The organism is Martinezella lusitana, from assembly GCF_016901135.1.
Lineage (GTDB): Bacteria > Pseudomonadota > Alphaproteobacteria > Rhizobiales > Rhizobiaceae > Rhizobium > Rhizobium lusitanum_D.
Map to the genome: position 1 here is coordinate 429,111 of NZ_JAFEVL010000045.1, position 16,071 is coordinate 445,181.

The window sequence follows — 16,071 nt, forward strand, 5'->3', positions numbered from 1 at the left end:
GCGCGCGGGAGAGCCATGCGGGGCGAACGCCCGCATGGCGTTGCGGGCTCAGTTGCTCTTCTTTACGCCAGCGAGGCGGATCATCCCGTCCGGAGCGGGCGCGAAGCCGGTCACCTTCTTGTTGTAGGCCCAGATCCAGGCCTGATGACCGAGAAAGATGATCGGCAGATCCTCGTTGAGGATGGCTTCGGCCGCATCGTATTTCTGCTTGCGCACCGCACTGTCCTGCGACTGGCGCGCTTCCAGCAGCAGCTTGTCGACCTCGGGATTGCTGTATTTGGAATCGTTGAGGCCGGCGCCCGTCGTCACGAATTGCTGGATATTGCCATCTGGATCGGAGCGGCCGGACCAGTCGGAGCGGCTGAGCTGGTAGTTGCCCGCCGTCTGCGCGTCGAGCAGCGTGGCGAATTCGGTCGTCTTCAGCGTCACGTCGAAGCCGGCTTCCGCGACCATCGACTGGATGATCTGCATCGTCTGCATCGAGACGGGATTGTTGGCGACGGCAAGTTCGACGGGGACGCGGTCGAAACCGGCGGCCTTGACCAGTGCCTTGGCCTTGTCGATGTCGCGCGCGGGAACCGGAACATCCTTGTCGAACCAGGGGCTGTTGGGTGCGAATGGCTGATTGCCGGCAAGCCCGGTGCCGTCAAAGACGATCTGCATGGCGGCCTCACGATCGATCGCCAGCGAGAAGGCCTGCCGCAGGCGCTTGTCCTTGCCTATCGGATTGTCGGCGCGCGCTCCGTTGCCGATATTGGCATAGACGCCGAGCCAGCCTGTGCCGATTGCGTCGGCATAGACGAGGTTGGGATCGCCCTTCACCGTGCCGACGTCGGATGCGGCGACGCGCTCGATCATGTCGAGATCGCCCGAGCGCAGGTTTGCAAGGCGAACCGTCGAGTCGGGGATCGGCAGATAGGTCACCTTGTCGATGAAGACGGTGTCCTTGTTCCAGTAGTCCTGGAATTTCTCCAGTACGATGCGGTCCTGCTGCACGCGCTCGACGAATTTGAACGGTCCGGAGCAAACGGGATGGTCACCGAACTTCGCGCCGGCGGCTTTCGCCGCAGTCGGCGAGACCATCATGCCGGAGCGGTCGGAGAGCTGGGCAAGCAGCGTGACGTCAGGCGCTTTCAGGGTGAAGGTGACTTCGTATTCGCCCGATGCCTCGACCTTGGCGACCGAGGAGAGCTCGCTCTTGCGGCGCGATTCCGGCATGGTCTGGTAGCGCTGGATATTGTCGACCACGGCTTGCGCGTTGAACGGCGTCTCGTCCTGGAACTTGACCCCTTGGCGCAGTTCCATGATCAGCTGCTTGCCGTCTGCCGACCATTTCCAGGAGGTGGCGAGCTGCGGCACGAACTGCAGATCCGGAGTCACGTCGACGAGCTTGTCGCAGAGCGCGGTATAGACGATGCGGCCGACGAATGTGCGCGACTGGGCTGGATCCAGCACGTCGGCATCGTCCTGCAGGCCGATCTTCAGCTCGACAGCGAAAGCCGGCAGCGCGATCAATACGCCGGCGGCCAGCGATGTCAGGAATTTGGCGATCTTCATCTTGTTCTCCTGATTATAGTTTTCGTTCTTTGTATTCTCGACCGGTTTCCTCTCCGGTCGTGGTCTGGTGAGGGAGGGGCTTTTGGTCAGCCCACTTCTTCAGTCAGTGGCTCCAGTGCTTGTCGCGCATCGAGCGAGGTGATGCGGATCAGGCTTTCCTGCAGCATCAGAAGGTGCTCGCGCATGGCTTCGGCGGCCTTTATCGGATCTCGTGCGGCAATCGCATCGATGATCGCGATGTGCTGCGCATAAGAGACCGGGCGCGTCTTGTTGATGCTGCGGGCCAATTCGCGAATGGTTTGCCAAGCCTCGTCCTGACGGACATGGTTGATGACGTCGAAGATGGTCAGAAAGAACTGGTTGCCGGCGCTCTCGGCGATCAGCCGATGCAGCGCGCCATCCCAGAGCTCGCTGCTATCGGCATCGTCGCTGGCGGTGATTTTCTTCGTCAGCTCATACATGCGATCGATGTCATCGGGCTTGGCGCGCATGGCTGCAAGCTGGGCCAGCTGCGGCTCGATGCGCAGGCGAACCTCCATGACCTCCATGAGATCCGTGCCGGCCACCAGCGAGCTCACATGCTCGCTCCAGCCGTCCGGGCGCTGTCCCGCATAGGTTCCCGAGCCCTGGCGACGCCAGACACGGCCTTCGGCCTCCAGCACTTCCAGCGCCCGCCGGATGGCGCGGCGGCTGATACCCAATGTTTCCGACAGAACCCGTTCCGTCGGCAACTTCCCATCCGCCGGCAGATCGGCCGAATTCAAAAGCCCCCGGAGCTTTTCCAGGGCGTAGATCGAATTCTCCGGAAGGCTGCTGATTGCCATGACGAGGAAGTGAACCAATTTGGAATTGGTTCAATTGAAGTTCAACCCAACCCTGCCGTCAAGCTCTTTTTTGTGCAATTTTTGCAATGCACAATCTTTGTGCGTGGTGCGTCAAAGCGGAGCCGCAAAAGAACGCCGCCTGATTGAAAACGATGCGAAGGTGAGCCCCGCCTTAGCGGCTAAGCGCACGCGCCGAAAGTGCGATTTCCGGTGTGAAGTCGAAATCCTTGTCGAAGGGATAGATCGGCTTCTGTTTGCGCAGCCGCGGCAAGCGTTCGACGAACTGATCGACGACCCCCGGCGAAAGCGCCATCAGGTTCGGATTGGCGATCGGTGCCAGTTCCGGTGAGAGATAGCCTGACTTAACGACGATGATCCTGGCCTTGTGCGGATCGAGGCCGAGGCGCGTGAAATCGGCAATGTTGTGATAGGGGCGGCGCTTCGCAGAGAGCACCAGATCGATGCCGCCGATGGAAACAACCGCCTGGGCGTCGCTCGCGTCGATGACATCAAGCAGAAACTTGACGGTGAAATTAGCTTTGACGGGCTTGCTTCCCTTCGTGTCGAGCGATGCGCCGACAGAGAGATCGAGTGTGGCGCCGACGCCTGCCGCATAGCAGGCTTCCGTGGCTGCCTTGTCAGTGATGCCGGCGAAGATGACGCCGTCGGCCCCCTTCGCAATCAGTTCGGCAAGCACGTCGGCGCGATCGCCGACACCGCCTCCAGTCGGATTGTCACCGGATTCGGCAAGCACCACGGGCGCGGTCTCACTGGCAATCGCCCTGACGACGCATTCCTCGATCGAGCCGGTCTCGCAGCCGAAAACGAAATCCTTGCGTACATCCCAGTATGCCTGCGCCAGGCGTTTCGCTTCGCGCTCGAGAACTTGGCGATCCGTGCCGGTCATGATGGCCGCGGCCGTGGCGCGCGGCTCGTCGGCCCAGACATAGCCGACCATCAGCGAGGCATCCCAGACACCATCGATGGCATCGATTTCGGGCAGTAGATCGTAGAGGCTCTTGGCCGGTTCATCGACCGTGCTGGTGCGCTCACCCGGCAACACCACAGGGATCGGTGCCCAGAGCAGGATCGGCTTCACCCCGGTTTTGAGGCTTTCCGTCAGCATCTTGACGGCGCGGCGCATGGTCTCCTCGACATCGATATGCGGCGCGGTGCGATAGGTGGAATACATGTCGAGCGCATCGATGATGCGCTGGGTGACGTTGCCGTGCAGGTCGTAGCTGGCCGAGACCATGCAATTCTCACCGACAACGGAACGCGCGGCGCTGATCCAATCACCCTCGGCATCTTCCATGCCTTCGACATACATGGCGCCGTGCATGGCAAGATAGAGCCCGTCGAGCGGCAGCAATGGCTTCAGACGCTCCAGGAATTCCGCCTTGAAGGCCTCGTATGTATGGCGGGCGACCGGACCGCCGGCGATGGCCCTGGCATGGATGGTCGGCAGGAATTCGCCGTCGTATTCCTTGAGAAAGACGAAGTAGGGCGCAGCCGTCAGCTCTTCGCCGCGCAGAACGCGAAAATCCTTCTCCTCGTTCAATACGGGATTATAGGTGCTGCATTCGATGTGAATGCCTCCGACGGCGATACGCATGGGAACCTCAATTCGGGCTGGGACCAATCAGGAAATTATGGGCGGCGATGCTGGCGGCACCGCGCGCCCAGACATCGCCATCGACGCGTTGCGTGCGGATCGGCGTCTGGCCGGCATAGCGCGGCAGCACGTTCGCCTCGGCCGCCTGCCTCATCACGGTGCCGAAGAGGCCGTCGAAGCGCCCTTCGACATGGGTGATCAGGATCATGCCCGGATCGTTGAACTGGATCAGATGGGCGATCGCCAGGCCAAGGGCACTGCCGGCCCGATGCAGGATGCGGATCGCAGCCGCGTTGCCGAGCGACGCCTCGGCTTCCAGATCGTTGAGGGAATTGCAGGCAAGGCCTTCCGCCCTCGCCATTTCCTTGATCGCCTTCATCGACGCCACGGTGTCGAGGCAGCCGCGCTTGCCGCAGCGACAGGGCGAGCCGTTGGCTTCGATGGTGCAATGGGCGATCTCGCCGGCGCCGCCGTGATTGCCGCGATAAAGCTTGCCGCCGACGAAATGGGCGCAGCCGATGCCGTCGTCGAAAGAGACGACGCTGAAATTCTGAGCGTCGCGCGTGCTGCCGAACAGCTTCTCGCTGACGGCGACCGCCTTGGCGTCGTTTTCGATGAAAGTGTCGATGCCGGTCTTTTGCCGGATGATGCTCGCAAGCGGCACGTCCTTCCAGCCAAGCAGCGTGGATTGCACGCAGCTTGCCTGCTTCTCATCGACGAAGCCGGAGAGGGCGATACCGATGCCGGACAGTTTTCGGGCGATGTCCTCGCGCTCCGCAAGCAGCTTCGGCAGCGCCTCGGCAATCAGCTCGGCAATGATCTCCGGATCGCGTGATAGCGGCATGGTCTGACGCGCGATTATGTTGCCGTTGAAGTCGCTGAGAACCATCGGTGCCGGGTCTTCGAGCAATGAAATGCCGACAAAGAAGGCGCCCTCCGGATGCAGATCCAACAGGATCGACGGGCGGCCCTGACCGTAGATCGTCTCCGTCTCGTGCAGAACGCCGAGGGAGATCAGATCGCGGGTAATTCCGCTCATGGCTGCCTTGCTCAGGCCCATGGAAGCTGCGAGAACGGTGCGGCTCAACGGGCCGGATTCGCTGATGACGCGCAGAAGCTGCTGCTGGGAAGAGGTGAGCAATTCGACGTTCCGCCTGGATTTCGGTCTGCTTTCGCGGACAATAAGTTCATGAATTGAACAAATCAACGGAAATAAATTTAGAGGGGAACCTAATTGCAGGCCGGTCACGAGGCAGGGTTGCATTTAAATAGTTGACATCGACCTATATCAGTATGCAAAACTTATTATAACGATTCAGGCAATAAGCCCCTCCCGTCGCCTCGTCCTCCGACGTCGATTCCAAAAAGTAAACGCTCGATCATGGTTGCCCTGGCGGCCTATGCGTGTTCGATGTCGGGCGCAGCAGTCAGAAAGGAATGCCATGTCCAGCACGGTCGATCGTTCGAGACGCCCGTTGGTCATCGTCTCGATCATGCTCGCGACCTTCATGGTCGCGGTCGAAGCGACGATTGTCGCGACCGCCATGCCGCGCATCGTCGGCCAGCTCGGCGGCTTCACCTATTATAGCTGGGTCTTCTCCGCCTTTCTGCTGGCGCAGTCCACCACGACGGTGATCTACGGCAAGCTTTCCGATATGTTCGGCCGCAAGCCCATGCTCATCTGCGGTATCCTGATCTTCCTTGTCGGGTCGACGCTTGCGGGTTTTGCCTGGTCGATGGCCTCGCTGATCGCTTTCAGGCTATTGCAGGGTCTCGGCGCTGGCGCCATTCAGCCCGTGACGATGACGGTGGTCGGCGACCTCTACAAATTGGAGGAACGGGCCAAGGTGCAAGGCGCGCTTGCCAGCGTCTGGGCGGTGTCGGCCGTCATCGGCCCACTTGCCGGCGGCATCATCGTCGACAATCTCTCCTGGGCGTGGATTTTCTGGATCAACCTGCCCGTCGGCGTCCTGTCCATCGCCGGTTTCATCTTCTTCCTGCATGAACGCATCACGCCGCGCGAGGCGAAGATCGATTATCTCGGCACGATCCTGTTTTCGATATCGATCGTGTCGCTGCTGGTCATTCTGACGGAGACCGATTCCGGCTTCGCTGTTTTAGGCCCGCTTGCGGTCGTCTTTGTCGTCACCGGTATCCTGTTCCTGTGGCAGGAGCGGCGGGCGCCGGAGCCGATCATTTCGATCGCGCTCTGGAGCCGGCGGCTGGTGGCGACGAGCAATGCGGCAACGCTGCTTGCCGGCATGGCGCTCATCGGGCTGACGACTGTTCTGCCGATCTATGTGCAAGGCGTGCTCGGCCGCTCGCCGCTCGAAGCCGGCTTCACCTTGACGATGCTGATCGTCGGCTGGCCGCTGGCGGTGATGCTCTCGAGCCGGTTCTTCCGCGCCTTCGGCATCCGCAGGACGCTGCGTGCAGGCAGCTTCATGTTTCCGTTGGGCGCGTTGTTTCTGCTATTCCTGACCCCGGAGAGCAGTCCGATCATCGCCGGCATCGGCTCGTTTCTGATGGGCTTCGGCATGGGCCTCATCAGCCTCACCAGCATCGTGCTCGTGCAGGAAAGCGTCGAATGGTCGATGCGCGGCAGCGCCACGGCGTCGATCATATTTTCGCGCAGTCTCGGCAACACCCTCGGTGCGACGGCCCTCGGCGCGATCATGAATATCGGTATCGCGCACTACGGCAACGGCGAGTTGGCGACGAGGCTTCATGACATTCTGAACCAGCCGACCGGCCTTTCCGATCTTGTCGGCGATCCGGCGATCAGGAACGTTTTCGACGCCGCGCTTCACTGGAGTTTCTGGGGCGTTGTCGTCGTCGCCATCACGACGTTCGCAACCATCTGGCTCATTCCCGTCGCCCATGATGCCGGCCGCCGATCGGTGCCCAAGGCGGATGCCCAGGACGCTATGACGCATTGACGGAACGCAGACCGGCAACGGGCCGTGCTTCCGTCGCCGGCATTCATCGTGACGCTTGCGACGTGCTGCGTCAGAAATCGTAGTGGCTGATGCGCCAGGACTCCAACAGGCTCCGCGATGCCTTGATCGCGGCGTCGGAATCGCGGGCGACGATCGCGTCAAGGATGGCCTTGTGGTAGGGCAGAGAACGCTTCTGGCCCTCGGCGACCTCATCATGGCCCGAAAGCGTGCGGTTGGCGTAGATCCCCACCGCGATCAGGTCGATCAGCTGTGAATAGACCATATTGTGCGTGGCAGCGAAGATCGCGGTGTGGAAGCGCAGGTCGGCATCGGCGTTGGTGTTGATATCGCCGATGCTGGAAACCATGTCCTCGTAAGCGGAACTGATCGCGGCAACGTCTTCGTTTGTGCAGCGCAGGGCAGCGCGCGCAGTGGCTTCCGGCTCCAGCGCCAGCCGCAAATCCTTGATGGAACGCATGATCTCCACCGAAGGTCCGGTCTCGTAGTACCAGACCATGACGTCCGTATCGAGGTGATGCCAGTTGGAGCGCTCCTTGACGCGGGTGCCGACGCGGGTCTTGATCTCCACCAGTCCCTTGCCTGCAAGGCATTTCATCGCTTCGCGAATGACGGTGCGGCTGATGCCGAATTGTTCCACCAGATCGGGCTCATTCGGCAGCGTGGCGCCTACCGGGTAACTTCCACCGACGATGCGGCGACCAAGCTCGTGGACGAAATAGCCGAAGACGCCGCGACGGGGGATCGTACCGTATTTTCGCACAAAGGCATCGAATGGTGACTGCGTTACGATCAGTTTCGCCTCCGGGGTTGCCGGAGTGGTCATTGCATCAAGGCCATGTTTCATTATGCGGGGCTCTCATTCCTTTGATACGCGATTGCGAGGCTAATCTTCAGCCGATGACATGTTTTGCGGGCTCTACGCTGATGTCTCGGCGTGTTCGAGGCTGTTCCATATTGTTTTGATATCGATCCTGTCGTTCTTGGCGCGGCATTTCCGATAAAAAACCCTACCATGTCTTGTGCGCAAATGCCTACTGGCACCGGTTCGACCGGTCCGTTCACCGATACGCCGATAGATCCGTCATAAATTCCCGCGTGGCGGCATGGCGGCAGGCAGCGGCACGGCAATCAAATTCTGCGCCGCCCGTTAAGCGAAACGTGATTGGCCAATCGATTGATGGGACGATTTCGATCTATCGGAAACGATGCCGAACCGATTAAATAAAGCGGGATGCGAGGCGGATTCGGAGTAACTGGTTGATGAACGACATGTCCACGCATGGGCGGGAGAAGGAAATGCAGGCGACAGGTTCACGCTCGCTGTTGATCGCGTTGCTCGTGGCTGGCGCTTTCTTCATGGAAAACCTGGATGGTACGGTCATTGCGACCGCGCTGCCGCAGATGGCGGTTTCCTTTGGTACCCGACCGGTGGATCTCAATATAGGCATGAGTGCCTATCTGCTGACGCTCGGCGTTTTCATCCCTATCAGCGGCTGGATCAGCGACCGGTTCGGCGCGCGACTGGTGTTCACCACGGCCGTCGTCATCTTCACGCTTGCCTCGGTTCTATGCGGCTTTGCCAACGATGTCGGCTCCTTTGTCGCCATGCGCATCCTGCAGGGGATCGGCGGCGCGATGATGGTGCCGGTGGGCCGGCTCGTGGTTCTGAACAATACCCCGAAGGAGAAGCTGATCTCGGCGATTGCGACGATCACCTGGCCGGCGCTGGTGGCGCCCGTTCTCGGACCGCCGCTCGGCGGCTTCATCACCGACCATGCGAGCTGGCGCTGGATCTTCTTTCTCAACTTGCCGCTCGGCATATTGGCATTTGCCTTCGCGCTCGTTCTCATTCCGGAGACCAAAAGCGCTGCGCGGCCGCCTTTCGACTGGATCGGCTTCGTCGTCAGCAGCATCGGTCTGGCAAGCCTGATGTACGGGCTGGAACTGATCGGCCGTCCCGATCCCATATGGATGGAGGCCTGGGCCTATGTGGTCGCCGGGCTGGTTCTGCTCACCGTGGCCGTGTTTCATTTCCTGAGGACGGAGCATCCGCTCATCGATCTCTCAGGGCTGAAGCTGCCGACCTTTGCGATCACGATCTCCGGCGGATCACTGTTTCGTACCGCTATCGGCGCGGTGCCCTTTCTGTTGCCGCTGATGTTCCAGGTCGGTTTCGGGCTCAGCGCATTTCATGCCGGCATGCTGACCTTGGCGGTCTTTGCCGGCAACCTGGCGATGAAGCCGGGGACGACGCCGATTTTGCGGCGTTTCGGCTTTAAACCGGTGTTGATCGTCAACGGCATCCTGAATGCCGTCTTCATTGCAGCCTGTGCGTTGTTTTCGCCCGATACGCCGGTCTGGCTCGTCGTACCGGTACTGTTCATCGGCGGCATGTGCCGCTCGATGCATTTCACGGCATTGAATACGATTGCCTTCGCCGACATTCCACCGCGGCAGATGACGGGCGCCAACACGCTGTTCAGCACCGTCTTTCAATTGACCATGGGCATGGGAATCGCTGTCGGCGCCATCGGCATTCGCATCGGTCAGGCTATCAGTGCACCGCTTGGCGTAAGCGGCATCGTCGCCATCGAATTCCGCCTCGCCTTCGTGTTGCTCGGCATCATCGCCCTTTTTGCGGTGCTGGATTGCCTGCCACTCGACCGCAGGGCTGGCGACAACGTTGCGCGCAAGCAGAAGGCGGGCGCGAAAAAGGCGGCTTGAAGATCTCCGTTATGAGCGACCTGTGCCGCTCAATGGGGATACTGAATGAGATTATAATGCAACAGCACGGCGGGTATCGCCATCAGGATGATAAGAAGCATTGCAAAGCTTGCTGCACGCAACATTTTCATCCGGCGGGCGCGCTGACCGGTCCAATCATATACTGCCATAATGAGCCCCTCCTTTTCCTCAATTATTACAAAGGCAAGAAATGGAACTCCAGTCAATATTGGCAATAGGGCGTTAAATAATAAGTTTATTCTAATATAATGGGGTTAGTATACCGCCATTCTATTGCGCATCAGCGCAACGCGGCTTCTCCGGCACTGGCGCAAGCTCATTTCGCGACACCGGTCGGACGCTGGGAGAACAAGAGTTTGGGCCTCGCGCAAGCGGGCGCCTGTTGGTTCGGAAAGAGGAAAAATGCGATGAGCAAGATGCGCGCTTTGGTATTGGAACGCCAGCATGAGCTGGCAATCCGCGATATAGACCTTCTGCAGGAGGTCGGGCCGGGTGAAGTCAAGATCAAGATCCATACGGTCGGCGTCTGCGGATCTGACGTCCACTATTACACGCACGGCAAGATTGGCCCGTTCGTCGTCAACGAGCCGATGGTGCTCGGCCATGAAGCCGCCGGCACCATCGTCGAAGTCGGCGCTGGCGTAACGCATCTGAAGATCGGCGACCGCGTCTGCATGGAGCCGGGCATCCCCGACCCCAATTCCAAGGCCAGCCGTCTCGGCATGTACAATGTCGATCCCGCCGTCATCTTCTGGGCAACGCCGCCCGTCCATGGCGTGTTGACGCCCTTTGTCGTGCATCCGGCCAATTATACCTTCAAACTGCCTGATAATGTCAGCTTTGCCGAGGGCGCGATGGTCGAGCCGTTTGCAGTCGGCATGCAGGCGGCGACCAAGGCGAGAATTACCCCCGGTGACACCGCCGTCATCCTTGGCGCCGGCCCGATCGGCACCATGGTCGCGATCGCGGCTCTTGCCGGCGGCTGCGCGCGGGCGATCGTTGCCGATCTTGCCCAGCCGAAGCTCGATATCGCCGCCCAATATCAGGGCGTCATCCCTGTCAATATTCGCGAAAACAATCTGGTCGAGGAGGTCGATCGACTTACGGACGGTTGGGGTGCCGATGTCGTCTTCGAATGCTCCGGTTCGCCGAAGGCCTGGGAAACAGTCATGGCGCTGCCGCGCCCGGGCGGCGTCATCGTCGCCGTCGGCCTGCCGGTCGATCCGGTCGGCTTTGATGTCTCGACAGCGTCGACCAAGGAAATCCGCATCGAAACGGTCTTCCGCTATGCTCATCAATATGAGCGCTCCATCGCGCTGATCGCGTCCGGCCGTGTCGATCTGAAGCCGCTGATCTCGGAGACATTCGCCTTCGAAGACTCCATCGAGGCGTTCGATCGTGCCGTCGAGGCCAGACCAACGGACGTCAAGTTGCAGATCATCCTGGATCAGTAAGCGTCTGTTTACCGCGTCGCCTTGCATCGGCGAGGCGACGTTTTCCTCCGGTTTCGCACGACCCCGTAGACGGCCGGGCAAAAGCGATGCTAGTTAGCCTGAAAAGAGAGGAACAGGCTTTAACGCCGTGAAACGGGAAGGGTAGCCGTGCCGCACGACGTCGCATTGATCGCACTGATTGCCGGCGGGTTCGTGTTCGCGGCCATTTTCGGCTATCTCGCCGACAGGCTGCATCTGCCGCCACTGGTCGGCTATCTGGTTGCCGGCGTCATCATCGGCTCATCCACTCCGGGCTTTGTCGCCGACGTTTCGCTCGCATCGCAATTGGCTGAAATCGGCGTCATCCTGCTGATGTTCGGCGTCGGCCTGCATTTCTCGGCCGCTGATCTGCTGGCGGTGCGCGGTGTCGCTATTCCCGGCGCCATCGGTCAGATCGCGATCGCAACGCTTTTAGGCATCGGCTTGACGTCCCTCTGGGGCTGGGGCATCGGCGCCGGCGTGGTCCTGGGGCTAAGCCTTGCCGTTGCCAGTACCGTCGTGCTGTTGAAAGCGCTGGAAGAGCGCAACCTGGTGAATTCGACCAACGGGCGCGTGGCTGTCGGCTGGCTGATCGTCGAGGATCTGGCGATGGTGCTCGCACTCGTGCTGTTGCCGGCCTTTGCCGGCGTCATGGGCGGCCATGTGAATGCCGGCGACCATGCGGCTTCCGGCTCGATCTGGCTGACGATCGGCATGACGCTGGTCAAGGTGGCGGCATTTACTCTTGTTGCGATCTTCATCGGTCCGCGCATCGTACCCTGGCTGTTGACGTCGGTCGCCCGCACGGGCTCGCGCGAACTGTTCACGCTGTCGGTTCTGGCGATCGCGCTCGGCATCGCCTTCGGGGCGGCGCAGATATTCGGCGTTTCATTCGCGCTCGGAGCCTTCTTTGCCGGGCTCGTGATGAGTGAATCGCATCTCAGCCATCGGGCCGCGGCCGACTCCCTGCCATTGCAGAACGCCTTTTCCGTGCTGTTCTTCGTTTCCGTCGGAATGCTCTTCGACCCGACTATCCTGGTGCGCGAACCGCTGATGATCGTCGGCGTGCTTGCGCTCATCATCCTCGGCAAGTCACTGATTGCTTTCGGAGTGGTGCTGTTGCTGCGCTACCCGGCGAGCATGGGCTTTGCGGTCGCAGCCGGCCTAGCTCAGATCGGCGAATTTTCCTTCATCCTGGCAGGGCTCGGCGTTTCGCTCGGTCTGTTGTCCCGGGAAGGGCAGGATCTCATTCTTGCCGGCGCGATCCTGTCGATCACGCTCAATCCACTGGTTTTCTTTGCCGTCGAGAAACTGGAGACATGGACGTATTCCCGATGGCCATCGCTGGCGAGCAAATACGGCATGGCCAAGCAGGATGGGATGCGGCGCGAACTGACCGCCATCAACAAGCAACGCGAGGAAAGGGATCGGCAGCATAGTCTCGAGATCGAGGAGCTGATCGAAACCTTTCCGATGTTTGCCGAGCTGGATGACAATGCGCATGAGGAGCTTCTGTTGCTCTTCCGGCCGAGATCGGCTTCACCGGGCGATCGTGTCATCCGCACGGGCGATCGTGGCGACAGCATGTTCTTCATCGCCTCCGGCGCCGTCGAAGTGCAGCTCGAGGATGACGAGGTTCCGCTCGGCGCCGGCTCATTCTTCGGCGAAATGGCTCTGTTGACCGGTGCGCGCCGCACCGCCGATGTGGTCGCCGTCGATTTCTGCCAGCTCTTCGTGCTGGAGCGCCGTGATTTCAACCTGTTCATGTCGCGGCATCCGCAACTGCGCACCGCCGTCAGCCGCATGGCGCGCGAGCGGCAGGAAAGCAACGTGTCGCGCCAGCGGCGCGACCAATCAGAAGATGCCAGCTGACGCCCGACCTCAGATTTAGCGGCGCTTCAGCCAGGATTTCGAAACGCGACAGGCCATCGTATAGGCCGGATCGAAGACATTGCCGACATCGTAGCGCACGACCTGGCCGAGCAGGTGGCTGGCGGCAGTCTTATCGAGGCCGTAGTCGGAGCCGAGCCAGCGCAGCATTTCGCTGGTCGCGTGCTGCAGCGCTTGGTCGAGCGGCCGGGCATTGCCGATAGTGAAAATGTCGTCCGCCGTCTCGCCGCGAGGCCAGACGATCGTCTTTTTCTTTTCGACGCTCAGGCGTACCGTCACTTCGAAGGTGGTTTCGATCCCCGTGCCGACGATTTCGCCGTCTCCCTGCACGGCGTGGCAATCGCCAAGGAAGAAAAGCGCGCCTGGCGCCGATACGGGAAACCAGATGGTCGTGCCCGGCCCCAGCAGCCGATAGTCCATGTTGCCGCCGAATTCGCCGCTGGTGGCGGTCGATATGGCCTGGTCGAGCGCTGGCGCGACACCGAAGCAGCCGATCATCGGCGAGAGCGGCAGCGTCAGGGCCTCAAGGCCGGCAACCGGTTCGGAAAGCCTCGTTGTCAGAGCTTCGCGGTCGATCTGCCAGATCACCTTTTCGCTGGCCGGCAGCGCGCGCACATCCTGCGGATCGACGACGTTGCCGGCAACGACGCTGCGGGTGAATCCCGTGTCGCGCGTCGGCACCATGGTCAGGATTTCGACTTTGAGGGAATCGCCCGGTTCCGCACCCTCGACGAAGATCGGGCCGTTCATCGGGTTTCCTCCCCGGGCCTGTCGAATATCGTGCTTATCATAGCCGGCAGCGTCGAGCGTTTCGGTGATGACGGTATCGCCATCGGCGACATGCAAGGCCGGCGGCAGGGAGCCGATGACGTTGTGATAGACGGTGGGGGTGAAACGGTGCGTTGCCATTGCTTACAGCCTTATCCTGAATTCGGTTCGGCCAACCTATGACAGCTTTGCCGTGTCGCGAAAGACCGAGTTTGCGGATATTATGGATTGCTGCTTCGGATGATCCCAAGGACGATTATAAACGAGAGGCAACGGTGCTCTGCGGATTTTGCCGGCCGCGACTTGGAATGCAGGTCGATCTAGGCGAAATGATCGCGAAACGCCTGTGGCGTAGTTCCGAATTTTCTCAGGAAATTGCGCCGCATGGTTTCCTCCGAGCTGAAGCCGCAACGAATGCGCGCCTGGTGAACCGTAAGGCCCTCTTCCAGCAGACGCCGTACCGCCTCGATGCGGATATCCTCCACGGCCCTGGCCGGCGTGCGTCCGGTCGCCTTGAGGTAATGCCGGGAAAAGCTGCGCGCACTCATATTCGCCCGCTCGGCGAGAACGGGCAGAGAGAGGTCCGCGCGCAGATTGCCCATGATCCAGGCGTGCAGTCGGTCGAAACGCTCGCCGCTTTCCTGCAAGCGCAATGCTGAACTGAATTGAGCCTGGCCGCCCGGCCGCTTCAGGAAGACGACGAGCTCGCGGGCGACGGAAAGTGCCAGTTTCCGTCCGAGGTCGTCTTCGATCAAGGCGAGGGCCAGATCGATGCCGGCGCTCACGCCCGCCGAGCTCCATATGTCGCCGTCCCGAACGAAGATCGGATCTGGCTCCAGTTTCACCCGCGGAAAGCGCTTTGAGAATTCCTCGCAGCGATTCCAATGGGTCGCCGCGCGCCGCCCGTCCAGAAGTCCCGCTTCGGCAAGAAGGAAGGCACCGCTGCAGACGGAGGCGGTGCGCCTGGCGCTTGCCGACCGCCGGCGCACCCACTCGACCAATGCCTGATCTTCGCATGCCCTGTTGACGCCCCAGCCGCCGGCGATGATCAGGGTGTCGAGCGGGCCGTCAGTGTCGCTGAGCGGCACAGTCGTCAGCTCAAGGCCCGAGCTGGTTCTGGTCTGCCCACCCGTCGCGACTGTGATGGGCTCATAGGGCCTTGGCAATCCGTCCTCGATTGCAGCCTCATTGGCACTGGTGAAAACCTGCAGCGGACCGGCGATGTCGAGCAGCTGGGCGTTGTCAAAGGCAAGTATCTCGATGTGGCGCATGATTGGCACAAAATGACGGGAGTTTGGCAAATGCGCCAGATTGTGATCGCATAGACTGGCCGAAGTCAACCATTGGAGATGCAATATGACCATTCGCTTCGGCCTGCTCGCCTTTCCCGGCGTCCAGCAACTCGACCTGACCGGCCCTTACGAGATATTCGCCTCGATGGAGGGTGCGGAGGTTCATCTCGTCTGGAAGGATACGTCTCCGATCGTCTCCGCCACCAAGCTGGTGCTGCAGCCGACGACGAGCTTTGCGGCGTGCCCGCCGCTCGACGTCATCTGCGTGCCGGGCGGCGGCGGCGTCAATGCGCTGCTGGAAGACGAGACGGTCCTCTCCTTTATCCGCGCGCAGGCAGCCCAGGCACGCTTCGTAACCTCGGTGTGCACAGGCTCCCTCGTCCTTGGCGCCGCCGGTCTGCTTAAGGGCAGGAAGGCGACGACCCATTGGAACGCGCGCGATTTCCTGGCGGAATTTGGCGCCATCGCGAACCCCGGGCGCGTCGTCCGGGATGGCAATCTCTTTACTGCGGGCGGCGTGACGGCCGGCATCGATTTCGGGCTGACCATCGTTGCGGCCTTGAGCGATCAGGCGGAGGCCGAAGCGATCCAGCTTTCGCTGGAATACGCGCCCGCACCGCCGTTTCATTCCGGGTCGCCGGAGGAGGCACCGGCCGATGTGTTGATCGAGACGAAGCGGCGGCTTGCCGGCTCGCGGACGGCCCGGGAGGCCATCATGGCCCGTCTGGCGGCTCGTCGGCAACAGGCCGGTTGAGCGCCGATCCTGTGCACAAGCAATGTCACCTCGCTGAAATGGAACGTCGATAAGGAGACGGTCTGACTTTTGATCGTAGCGACAATCCCATCGAGGTGACGATGCCCAATCGGGCGAATAGGATCCTGGTTTCACGTCACCCATCACGCTTGACACGAACAGCATTTCTGCGACCGTGGCATCACGATGTCGTG

General features: G+C 60.9%; 13 protein-coding genes. 5 read left to right on the plus strand and 8 right to left on the minus strand.

The window, feature by feature from the left end:
- Positions 1-48: 48 nt before the first annotated feature.
- The 4 genes from JTP94_RS17840 to JTP94_RS17855 all read right to left on the minus strand — a co-directional run bounded on the left by JTP94_RS17840 (position 49) and on the right by JTP94_RS17855 (position 5,137).
- Positions 49-1,557 carry an ABC transporter substrate-binding protein gene (locus JTP94_RS17840; protein ID WP_204851808.1) on the minus strand — a complete coding sequence of 503 codons (1,509 nt, stop codon included), beginning with the start codon at positions 1,555-1,557 and terminating at the stop codon, positions 49-51.
- Positions 1,558-1,643: 86 nt separating this feature from the next.
- Positions 1,644-2,381, minus strand: a complete 738-nt coding sequence (locus tag JTP94_RS17845) for a FadR/GntR family transcriptional regulator (RefSeq protein ID WP_204851809.1) — start codon at positions 2,379-2,381, stop codon at positions 1,644-1,646.
- Between the two features lie 172 nt (positions 2,382-2,553).
- The gene (locus tag JTP94_RS17850) at positions 2,554-3,996 is read right to left on the minus strand and encodes a M81 family metallopeptidase (protein WP_204851810.1); all 1,443 of its coding nucleotides are present in this window, start codon (positions 3,994-3,996) and stop codon (positions 2,554-2,556) included.
- A gap of 7 nt (positions 3,997-4,003) precedes the next feature.
- Positions 4,004-5,137 carry an ROK family transcriptional regulator gene (locus JTP94_RS17855; protein WP_204851811.1) on the minus strand — a complete coding sequence of 378 codons (1,134 nt, stop codon included), beginning with the start codon at positions 5,135-5,137 and terminating at the stop codon, positions 4,004-4,006.
- Positions 5,138-5,438: 301 nt separating this feature from the next.
- Between JTP94_RS17855 and JTP94_RS17860 the strand changes: the two genes are divergently transcribed.
- Positions 5,439-6,935 (plus strand): MDR family MFS transporter, encoded by a 1,497-nt coding sequence (locus JTP94_RS17860; RefSeq protein WP_204851812.1) that lies wholly within the window; start codon positions 5,439-5,441, stop codon positions 6,933-6,935.
- 70 nt (positions 6,936-7,005) lie between these two features.
- Here JTP94_RS17860 and JTP94_RS17865 read toward each other — a convergent pair whose 3' ends face one another.
- Complete coding sequence (locus tag JTP94_RS17865; protein WP_204851813.1) at positions 7,006-7,800, minus strand: FadR/GntR family transcriptional regulator; 795 nt, start codon at positions 7,798-7,800, stop codon at positions 7,006-7,008.
- Positions 7,801-8,216: 416 nt separating this feature from the next.
- Between JTP94_RS17865 and JTP94_RS17870 the strand changes: the two genes are divergently transcribed.
- Positions 8,217-9,680 carry a DHA2 family efflux MFS transporter permease subunit gene (locus tag JTP94_RS17870; protein WP_204851814.1) on the plus strand — a complete coding sequence of 488 codons (1,464 nt, stop codon included), beginning with the start codon at positions 8,217-8,219 and terminating at the stop codon, positions 9,678-9,680.
- 29 nt (positions 9,681-9,709) lie between these two features.
- On the opposite strand, the gene JTP94_RS17875 is transcribed toward JTP94_RS17870, so the two are convergent.
- Positions 9,710-9,850 carry a hypothetical protein gene (locus JTP94_RS17875; RefSeq protein ID WP_167669539.1) on the minus strand — a complete coding sequence of 47 codons (141 nt, stop codon included), beginning with the start codon at positions 9,848-9,850 and terminating at the stop codon, positions 9,710-9,712.
- Positions 9,851-10,108: 258 nt separating this feature from the next.
- Between JTP94_RS17875 and JTP94_RS17880 the strand changes: the two genes are divergently transcribed.
- Together JTP94_RS17880 and JTP94_RS17885 are read left to right on the plus strand one after the other, a co-directional pair.
- Positions 10,109-11,155, plus strand: a complete 1,047-nt coding sequence (locus JTP94_RS17880) for an NAD(P)-dependent alcohol dehydrogenase (protein WP_204851815.1) — start codon at positions 10,109-10,111, stop codon at positions 11,153-11,155.
- A gap of 147 nt (positions 11,156-11,302) precedes the next feature.
- On the plus strand, positions 11,303-13,045 hold the full coding sequence (locus JTP94_RS17885) for a cation:proton antiporter (protein ID WP_204851816.1): 1,743 nt from the start codon (positions 11,303-11,305) through the stop codon (positions 13,043-13,045).
- Positions 13,046-13,060: 15 nt separating this feature from the next.
- Here JTP94_RS17885 and JTP94_RS17890 read toward each other — a convergent pair whose 3' ends face one another.
- Positions 13,061-13,972 (minus strand): acetamidase/formamidase family protein, encoded by a 912-nt coding sequence (locus tag JTP94_RS17890; RefSeq protein ID WP_204851817.1) that lies wholly within the window; start codon positions 13,970-13,972, stop codon positions 13,061-13,063.
- A gap of 179 nt (positions 13,973-14,151) precedes the next feature.
- Positions 14,152-15,102 carry a GlxA family transcriptional regulator gene (locus JTP94_RS17895; protein WP_204851818.1) on the minus strand — a complete coding sequence of 317 codons (951 nt, stop codon included), beginning with the start codon at positions 15,100-15,102 and terminating at the stop codon, positions 14,152-14,154.
- Positions 15,103-15,187: 85 nt separating this feature from the next.
- Here JTP94_RS17895 and JTP94_RS17900 point away from each other — a divergent pair, with 85 nt between their 5' ends.
- Entirely contained in the window at positions 15,188-15,877 is a 690-nt protein-coding gene (locus JTP94_RS17900) for a DJ-1/PfpI family protein (protein ID WP_204851819.1), read from the plus strand.
- Positions 15,878-16,071 lie beyond the last annotated feature (194 nt).

Bases quoted from the DNA above. Each gene is read 5' to 3' on its own strand.
- JTP94_RS17840 (WP_204851808.1), bottom strand. From the start codon at position 1,557: ATGAAGATCGCCAAATTCCTGACATCGCTGGCCGCCGGCGTATTGATC.
- JTP94_RS17845 (WP_204851809.1), bottom strand. From the start codon at position 2,381: ATGGCAATCAGCAGCCTTCCGGAGAATTCGATCTACGCCCTGGAAAAG.
- JTP94_RS17850 (WP_204851810.1), bottom strand. From the start codon at position 3,996: ATGCGTATCGCCGTCGGAGGCATTCACATCGAATGCAGCACCTATAAT.
- JTP94_RS17860 (WP_204851812.1), top strand. From the start codon at position 5,439: ATGTCCAGCACGGTCGATCGTTCGAGACGCCCGTTGGTCATCGTCTCG.
- JTP94_RS17865 (WP_204851813.1), bottom strand. From the start codon at position 7,800: ATGAAACATGGCCTTGATGCAATGACCACTCCGGCAACCCCGGAGGCG.
- JTP94_RS17870 (WP_204851814.1), top strand. From the start codon at position 8,217: ATGAACGACATGTCCACGCATGGGCGGGAGAAGGAAATGCAGGCGACA.
- JTP94_RS17875 (WP_167669539.1), bottom strand. From the start codon at position 9,850: ATGGCAGTATATGATTGGACCGGTCAGCGCGCCCGCCGGATGAAAATG.
- JTP94_RS17880 (WP_204851815.1), top strand. From the start codon at position 10,109: ATGAGCAAGATGCGCGCTTTGGTATTGGAACGCCAGCATGAGCTGGCA.
- JTP94_RS17890 (WP_204851817.1), bottom strand. From the start codon at position 13,972: ATGGCAACGCACCGTTTCACCCCCACCGTCTATCACAACGTCATCGGC.
- JTP94_RS17895 (WP_204851818.1), bottom strand. From the start codon at position 15,102: ATGCGCCACATCGAGATACTTGCCTTTGACAACGCCCAGCTGCTCGAC.
- JTP94_RS17900 (WP_204851819.1), top strand. From the start codon at position 15,188: ATGACCATTCGCTTCGGCCTGCTCGCCTTTCCCGGCGTCCAGCAACTC.